General features: G+C 47.3%; 6 protein-coding genes. 1 reads left to right on the top strand and 5 read right to left on the bottom strand.

What is annotated here, in order from left to right:
• The 5 genes from KOO63_16195 to KOO63_16215 all read right to left on the bottom strand — a co-directional run.
• Positions 1-519, bottom strand: a 519-nt coding sequence (locus KOO63_16195; GenBank protein ID MBU8923358.1) for a hypothetical protein, incomplete at its 3' end; no start/stop codon positions are given.
• Between the two features lie 7 nt (positions 520-526).
• On the bottom strand, positions 527-988 hold the full coding sequence (locus tag KOO63_16200) for a nuclear transport factor 2 family protein (protein MBU8923359.1): 462 nt from the start codon (positions 986-988) through the stop codon (positions 527-529).
• Positions 989-1141: 153 nt separating this feature from the next.
• Positions 1142-4228, bottom strand: coding sequence for a CusA/CzcA family heavy metal efflux RND transporter (locus KOO63_16205; protein MBU8923360.1), 3087 nt, complete (start codon positions 4226-4228; stop codon positions 1142-1144).
• 18 nt (positions 4229-4246) lie between these two features.
• On the bottom strand, positions 4247-5653 hold the full coding sequence (locus KOO63_16210) for an efflux RND transporter periplasmic adaptor subunit (GenBank protein ID MBU8923361.1): 1407 nt from the start codon (positions 5651-5653) through the stop codon (positions 4247-4249).
• Positions 5650-7032, bottom strand: coding sequence for a TolC family protein (locus KOO63_16215; GenBank protein MBU8923362.1), 1383 nt, complete (start codon positions 7030-7032; stop codon positions 5650-5652). The genes KOO63_16210 and KOO63_16215 overlap by 4 nt, the downstream gene beginning before the upstream one ends.
• 110 nt (positions 7033-7142) lie before the next feature.
• Between KOO63_16215 and KOO63_16220 the strand changes: the two genes are divergently transcribed.
• Complete coding sequence (locus KOO63_16220; protein MBU8923363.1) at positions 7143-7301, top strand: hypothetical protein; 159 nt, start codon at positions 7143-7145, stop codon at positions 7299-7301.
• Positions 7302-7764 lie beyond the last annotated feature (463 nt).

Below are 7764 nucleotides of genomic sequence, written 5' to 3' on the forward strand. Positions count from 1 at the left end.
GCCTATAAGGGTATAGTCGGTTCTTCCCGCCCTGTCTCCGCCCAGGGCAAATTTTGTCTTCACCGCCTTTGGGTCATCATAATCATTGAAGAGTATGATTCCCTCTTCCTCGAATTTTTGCGCATCGAATCTGCACTCACAATCGTATCGTTTGATCCGTCCTGCGATATCTGCCGAACGAGAAAGGAAATCACCGCTGTTTACAAGAGTGACATCTCCCTCTATCCGCGAATCTCCGGTCATTATGAGCCGCCCACTTACAACCCAGGCATTACCTGAGAGGACGGCGCCATCCTGAATGTCCAGGGACCCCGAGATAACAACCACAGGACCGGTAATCGAATCTCCTGCGGACAACATATATCCACCGTAGAAGAACCGTGCGTCCTTAAGGTCGAGGACGGATGTCAACCTCTCATGTGAGATCTTTTCGATGCCTGCTTCATCAGCCTGAAGACCGCTGCCCCAGGCCAGTAAAATCGACAATAATGCAGCAAATAAAATCATTCTGTCAGACAATAGACATTCAATCCTTATGGCTGTAGTATATCTTGTTAACTATCTTCCATCCGTCACTGAACCTGTATAGAGACATATAATCCGAATATATATGCTTTCCGTCCCTGTAGATCTCCACCTTGGCGATGGCCGCATTGCCAGTGACGTCGACCATGGGAAACTTGCATATGGTATCATGTTTCGGGGGCGATTGATCTTTCTTTATTCTCTTTTCGATTCCAGCGATCCACTCACCGATAGTCATCTTCCGTATTTCATCATCCCTGAAGATCAGCATATTGAAATCTTCATGAAACCCTTTCCTGATAGCGGGAATATCACGGTCGATATGGATACCTTTCACATAGGCGTTTTCTATCACTTTCTTGACGGCTGAAACTTCCTGCCCGTTCTCCGACGCGAATGAAGGCAGTGCAATACCGACTACAAACACACTAAAAATAACAACAACGATCATGCTTCTCATCATATCCTCCACAAACAAGATTTATTCTATACGCCCACACCAGGACCTTTGTTCCTGCCAACGTGAAGTATTTTATTCGCAGAACAGGCCAGTTTGCAACAGAATTGAATCTCTTAAGCCAATTATTCTGATACTTCTCCAATATTTCTCCAGGATCTATGCCTGCCTGGTCCTTATCGTTATCCACTCATACAGAACCGGTAAAACAATAAGGGTCAGAAACGTGGATGATATCAGGCCACCTATGACCACGATCGCCAACGGCCGCTGCACTTCAGATCCTGTACCGGAAGAAAGGACAAGAGGCAGCAGGCCAAGAGCAGTGGTCACAGTTGTCATAAGTACTGGCCTGAATTTCGATAGACTCCCGGCTATCACTGTCTCCCTGAGATCCAGTCCCTGTTTTCTCAAATACCCGAACCTCGATATCAGAACAAGGCCATCGGTCAGAGCGATGCCAAATAACGCGATAAAACCTATTGAAGAGGGTATGCTTACATTCTCGCCTGCCAGGGCAAGCGCAAAGACACCTCCGACAAGGGCCAGTGGAATATTGAGCATGATCAACAAGACATCCTTAAATGAATTGAATAATCCATAAAGCAAGATAAGGACAAATAACAACGTTATCGGCATGATGATCGCCAGTCTCCTGTCGGCTGCTTCCTGAAGTTCGAACTGTCCACCCCAGGCTATTCTGTATCCGGGGGGAAGATCCACAGAGTCAGCCACTACATCCTGGGCCTCTCTGACAAAGCCGCCGTTATCCCTGCCTCTTACATTGCACTGTACCGAAACATATCGCCTGGTATCTTCCCGGCTTATCTGTCTCAGGCCGGTGACCGTCTTTATCTCTGCCAGTTCGGACACAGGCACATTGAAGCCATCCGGTGTTTTAATCAGCATCCTGGCAATTGATGTCTGGTCCTCGCGGAAATCTTCATCAAACCTGGCTGTTATATCGAAAGATCTGTCTCCCTCAAATACCTGTCCCACTTCGATTCCGGCAATCGAGTTCTGGATCATGTTCTGTATCCTGTACCCGTTGAGGCCATACCTGGCTACCTGCTCGTCATCGATAATGATCTGCAACTGAGTCTGACCATCGACCTGCTCGGTCCTTACATCTGAAGCTCCTCTGATATCTGAAAGAATCGAGTTTATCTCATCCGCCTTTTCTTTCAGCAGGGCCATATCATGGCCAAAGACCCTTACAACCACAGCAGTACCCGCTCCACCTACCAGACCATCGATCTCATGCTTGACAGGTTGAGAAAAACTGTAAGTGACTCCAGGATATCCACCGACCTTTTCATCTATCAGACTGACCAGTTCTTCCTGCGAACTGACATCGGTCCATTCGTTTCCGGGCTTGAGATTGACTGTTATACAGGCGTAATTTGTGTGATGCATATGAGGGCCCACTTCACCATACCCTATATCCGCGATCACAGATTCTATCTCATCGAATTCCATGATGATTTGTGATATCTCCCTGGTCGTCACGGTAATTTCGTTAAGAGAGATATTCGGATTCATATAGGCAAGTACCTGGATGGTCCCTTCCTGAAGCGTCGGGACAAACTCCCTTCCCAGTCGCTTGAACATAAGCCCACCTGCCAACACCAGCAGTACCATCCCGGAGATCACTGTGAGTCTTCGACGCAGAAAAAACTGCAGAACAGATTTGTAATGATCCAGCATTACAGGTCCTGATACTCTGCTCTTGTCAGACTTATTCCCTCTCCTGTGAAGAAGCCGGTAGAAAACCGGAGCTATCACCAGAGCATATATCAAAGCACCCGCCATTGTGACCGATATCGCGGAGGCAAGAGGCCGAAACATCTTTCCTTCGATCTCTCCAAGAGTAAATACAGGTATGAATACAATGATGATGATTACGGTAGCAAAAAAGATCGGCCGCCCTACTTCTCCCACTGCTGAGAGTATCTTCTCTGTCGGAGTAGACAGGTCGATCGAGTCATCGAATTTTGTCTGAATCTTCTCCACCATGATAATAGTAGCATCTACTATCATACCCAGGGCTATTGCCACACCTCCAAATGATATCAGGTCACCTGGAATATTACTCCGGTACATGATTATAAATGCGAAAAGGGTCGAGAATGGCAATGAACAGAGGACTATGAGGGCATTTCGAAGATTACCGAGAAACAGAAACGAGACGAGACACACTAGGACAAGGCCCAGGATAAGAGCTGTCCTTACAGTATTAATACTGTTCCTGACCAGCGAAGACTGATCGTAGTATGTGACGACCTCGACGCCGTCCGGAAGCATACTGTTGATCTCTTCTATTCTTTCCTTCAGTCTCTCTATCACTTCAAACGAATTGGCACCGTAGGTCTTATATACGCTTCCTGTCACGATCTCGTCAACACCGTCGAATATCGCGACACCACGCCTGAACGCGTTCCCATATTCGACTCTGGCCACATCCCCGATAGAGACAGGTGTTCCTTCAAAGGAATGTATGACTATTCTTTCTATGTCTTCTATGTTATCGATGAGTCCAAGAGTCCTGACTACCAGTTCTTCCTGTCCCCGTTCAAGTATCCCTGCACCAAGATTCAAATTGTTCATGCGGGTAGCATCGATCAGGTCGTCCAGCGTGAGATCGAACTGCTGGAGTCTGCCAGGATCTACTTTTATCTGATACTGACGTACATGACCACCCTGGCTTATTACTTTCGCTATTCCTGATTGAGTCTGGATGTCTCTTTTTACTATCCAGTCCTGAAGTGTACGAAGTTCGGCGATATCATGTCCGTCTCCCTTCAGGTAGTATGCCAGGATCTTCCCCATTCCACTGGCGATAGCTCCCATTTCCAGACCATGAGTCATGTTCATGATTTGAGGTATATCCTCTTCCGCTTCCCCAATCCTCTCCGAGACAAGCTGGCGAGCGAGATATATATCCACATCATCTTCAAAATAAATGTTTACCGTTGAGAGACCAAGAGAAGATATCGATCTGACCTTCTTCACGCCGGGAATACCTCTCATTGCGACTTCCACCGGCATCGTTACAAATCGTTCCACTTCCTCGGCAGCCATGCCTTCAAGCTCCGCGAAGACCTGTACCAGATTCGGACTGATGTCGGGAAAGGCGTCAATGGACAATCTCGGCAGTGAATACAACCCTAACCCGCAGATAGCTGCGAATCCGAGAACAATCATCCATTTGTATTTCAGCGCATATTGAATAATTTTATTGATCATTCTGTTGACTCCATCTATCTAATGAGCATGCCCGTGTCCACTACAGGAGGCATCGGGTGATTTCTCCAGTTCAGCCTTTATACGAAATGAATTTGTTATGGCTATAATTTCGCCCTGCGACAATCCTGAAATAATCTCCGCTTTTTCAGCATTCCTTCTGCCGACCATGACTGATCGCAGAGTAAAACCGTCACCGTCCCAAACGAATACAACGGGACTGTCCTCCACATATTGTATAGCTGCCCCTGGAGCGACCAGGGATGCGGAGACATTATCAATAACAATCTCTGCTGTGATGAATGTGCCTGGCCTGAGCCTGCCATCTCTGTTCTCCAGAACGACTCTCGCAAGTGCAGTCCTCGTATTCCTATCCATGACTGGATCGATATGGCTTATCAGCCCTCTTGTGGCAGGCATCCCCGCTTGATCGGATATGATCACTTCCTGTCCTTCAGACAATAATCCCATGTCGGACGGATACAGCCTCAGATCAGCCCAGATAATATTCAGGTCGGAAAAGAGGAATATTTCGTCATCGCCAGTCACAGACTCCCCCTCGGCCAGATGTTTTCTTATCACAGTACCATCGAAGGGAGCCCTGATCTCGTATAACGCAAATTGTTCGATATGCGAGAAATCCAGAGCCTCCAGCATCACTCTGTCAAATCCCAGAGCGAACAACTTCCTCTCCGAGCTGTTCATGGAGATCTCCGCTTCTGCTAATCCGTTCTTAGCAGACAGAAATTCGGATTTTGAGGATATACCTTCTTTGAAAAGTTTATCCTCCCGCTCGAAAATGGACCCCGCCAGTTTCCACTTCTCAACAGAGGCAAGATATCCAGCTTTATAATCCGCGAGTTCCCGGCTCTCTATCACGGCAAGGACATCACCATTCTTCATCTGATCTCCCAGGTCGGCTTCGACAACCCTCACTATCCCGGTGACCCGTGGAACGATTTGAACTGTTCGATCCGAGTTCAATACAAGTTCGCCTCTGACGCGATGCTGAAGATCGAATATTCCCCGCCCTGCTTTCCCAATGGTGATTCCATACCTGATCATGTCTTCTTCGGTCATATGAACTACATTTTCAGAGATAGCCTCGTGTTCGTGATCGACGGACAGTTCTCCTGCAGGGTGTTCATGGCCATGATCCATATTATCCTCTTTCAGAGGAAGTTCGTGGTCATGACCTGAATGATCCTCGTCTGTACCATGTTCATGTGCATGGATGTCCACCGTATCTTCATGAGCATGTTCGTGTCCGGGATCATCTCCACTGATATTGTGATCATCATGGTCATCATCTTCTGAACACACATGCGATTGATTTTCATCTGCTTGTGGCACAGATCTCATTGACATTACAATCACGAACAGAATGACGAAAATCGCTAAAATAACCAACTTCCAGTATCTCATCATTTCCTCCTGCCATCATAGAGTCCCTCTTTATCGACAGGACTTCCGGTCAATCGTTCGATCTCCGCCCCTGCCGAATGATACCGGACAAGTGCATCGATGTACTGCGTCCTTACTTCGAACAGCATTCTTTGAGAGTCGAGGACGTTCAGATAATCGCTCTTACCATTTTCATAACTTTTCATCGATGCCGCGAATACCGCCTCCGCACTACCAAGGATATTCTTCTTCAGCTGGGAAGCTTCGATATAGGCTGATGAAAACAAGCTGTATTTTTCAAACAACTCCACGTTGACTCTGGAATGGACTTCTCTCAAGTTCTCTGCGGCACCGGCAAGTTCGTATCCTGCGCGAAGTCTTGCCCCCTGATTTCGATTACGCAGTGGAAGTGGAATTGACACGCCAAACAGCAGCAGCTTCTCACCAGACTTGTTAAACTTTTTTATTCCACCGCTGAAGCTGATATCTGGTATTGCCAGTGCATTCTCCAGATCAAGGGCCGCTTGCATCCGCTCTACTTTCAGCTCGCCCTGTCTGATCCCGTAATGACCTGTGAGCATCTCCTGAAATATCTCATATGATGGAACAGGGCTCATCGAGTCGAGGCTTCCGATGGCAGTGCCGAATACAGATCGTTCATCCCCCCACATCGAAGACAATCGCCTGCGTGCCTCATCGAGTTTTCTGGTACAGACATCATACTGAATTTTCATTCTCGATAAAATGACACGCGCTTTCTTCTCTTCCAGGTCTGCGTCCTTTCCTGCTTCGACTCTTTTTTCCACAGACCGCAAAAGCTGTTCCGATATATCAAGAAGATCTTCAGTTATTGCCATCCTCTCCTGTGCAGCGACTACCTCTATAAACGTTTTTGTAACTTCGGCAAACAGATCCAGTCTGACTTTCTCATAATCCCAACCGGCAGATTGCTGTTCCAGAGAGGCGAGCTTTATACGTTTACTCTTCTTGCCCCCGAGTTCGATTATCTTGCTCAGGCGAAAGGAAAATTCCGAACTCTGAAAACCACTCATCTCCCCGGGGCCACCCACACCATCGACTTCGACATCGAGTTCGGGATCAGGAGTGAGTCCTGCCTGGATCAACTCCGCCTCACGCGCTCTCACATTCCAGGAAAATGCTCTCAAACGGGGATTATGCATTAAAGCAAGCGATAGACATTGGGAAAGACTGATCTCTTTCAGCTCGCTTGAAGGTACCGCATACTCTTCGATATCTCCAGTTTTCGCGACCGGATGATATGTATCGTATCCGCTTCCCAGTTGTGCCGGTTCCGGCAAAACCAGGCTTTCCCCGGCATTTTTACACCCCATCCCTGCCACAGTAAAAAGCAGCAGGACAACAATTATTGATTTTCTCGACATGAACTTTTCCTCAGTTCGGTATCAGTGGGTATACCCTGTCTGATACTATTGCTGAAAGTTGAATTGAAAATGATTTCTAATAAACTCGATCAGAGGGAGATCATGTCAACATGATCACGGAACGAAGAGAGATCAGAATCGATCTCTCGCACCTGGTGGAACTGCCGATAAAACAACCTGCGATCGAACCTGTATCCTGTGGATACGATTCTATGGAAGCGGATTCGGGAGAAAAAGATCCCGGCCTGCTGCCGTCTGGAAGAGAATAATCATGTTTCTGATGATCGTGTCTGCCAGGTATGGCCTGATCACAGCTCTGACAGTTGTCTGTATGTCGGGAATGATGGATTCCACCGGTTTCGGTCGGATGGCACGAATGCCCCGAGTCATCCGCTGGATGACATCCTTCAGATTGTCCAGGTGATTCAATGCAGAATATTCCGCCTTGCAGGCAGAATCCCGTATCCGATAAGGAGAACACAGCAAACATGCATAGAATGACGATTGCTCTGTTTCTTTTTATTTTACCGGTATTCACGAACACTCAGACGCCTCTTTCTCTACTCAGGGCTTGAACTCAGTATTATCCCCCTGCAAGAAGTATACAATATTCCAATAGTAAGATTCCAATTAATTCAGACTCCGGCAATTTTCCATAAGACCCGTGATCAAGAACCTAGACACTATAGATCCGGCTGGACCCCTTGATTTTCGTGGGTTAGTCTGGGACTA

Source organism: Candidatus Latescibacterota bacterium (genome assembly GCA_019038625.1).
Taxonomy (GTDB): domain Bacteria; phylum Krumholzibacteriota; class Krumholzibacteriia; order Krumholzibacteriales; family Krumholzibacteriaceae; genus JAGLYV01.

Coding starts and splice junctions, on each gene's coding strand:
- KOO63_16200 (MBU8923359.1), bottom strand. CDS start 988: ATGATGAGAAGCATGATCGTTGTTGTTATTTTTAGTGTGTTTGTAGTC.
- KOO63_16205 (MBU8923360.1), bottom strand. CDS start 4,228: ATGATCAATAAAATTATTCAATATGCGCTGAAATACAAATGGATGATT.
- KOO63_16210 (MBU8923361.1), bottom strand. CDS start 5,653: ATGATGAGATACTGGAAGTTGGTTATTTTAGCGATTTTCGTCATTCTG.
- KOO63_16215 (MBU8923362.1), bottom strand. CDS start 7,032: ATGTCGAGAAAATCAATAATTGTTGTCCTGCTGCTTTTTACTGTGGCA.
- KOO63_16220 (MBU8923363.1), top strand. CDS start 7,143: ATGATCACGGAACGAAGAGAGATCAGAATCGATCTCTCGCACCTGGTG.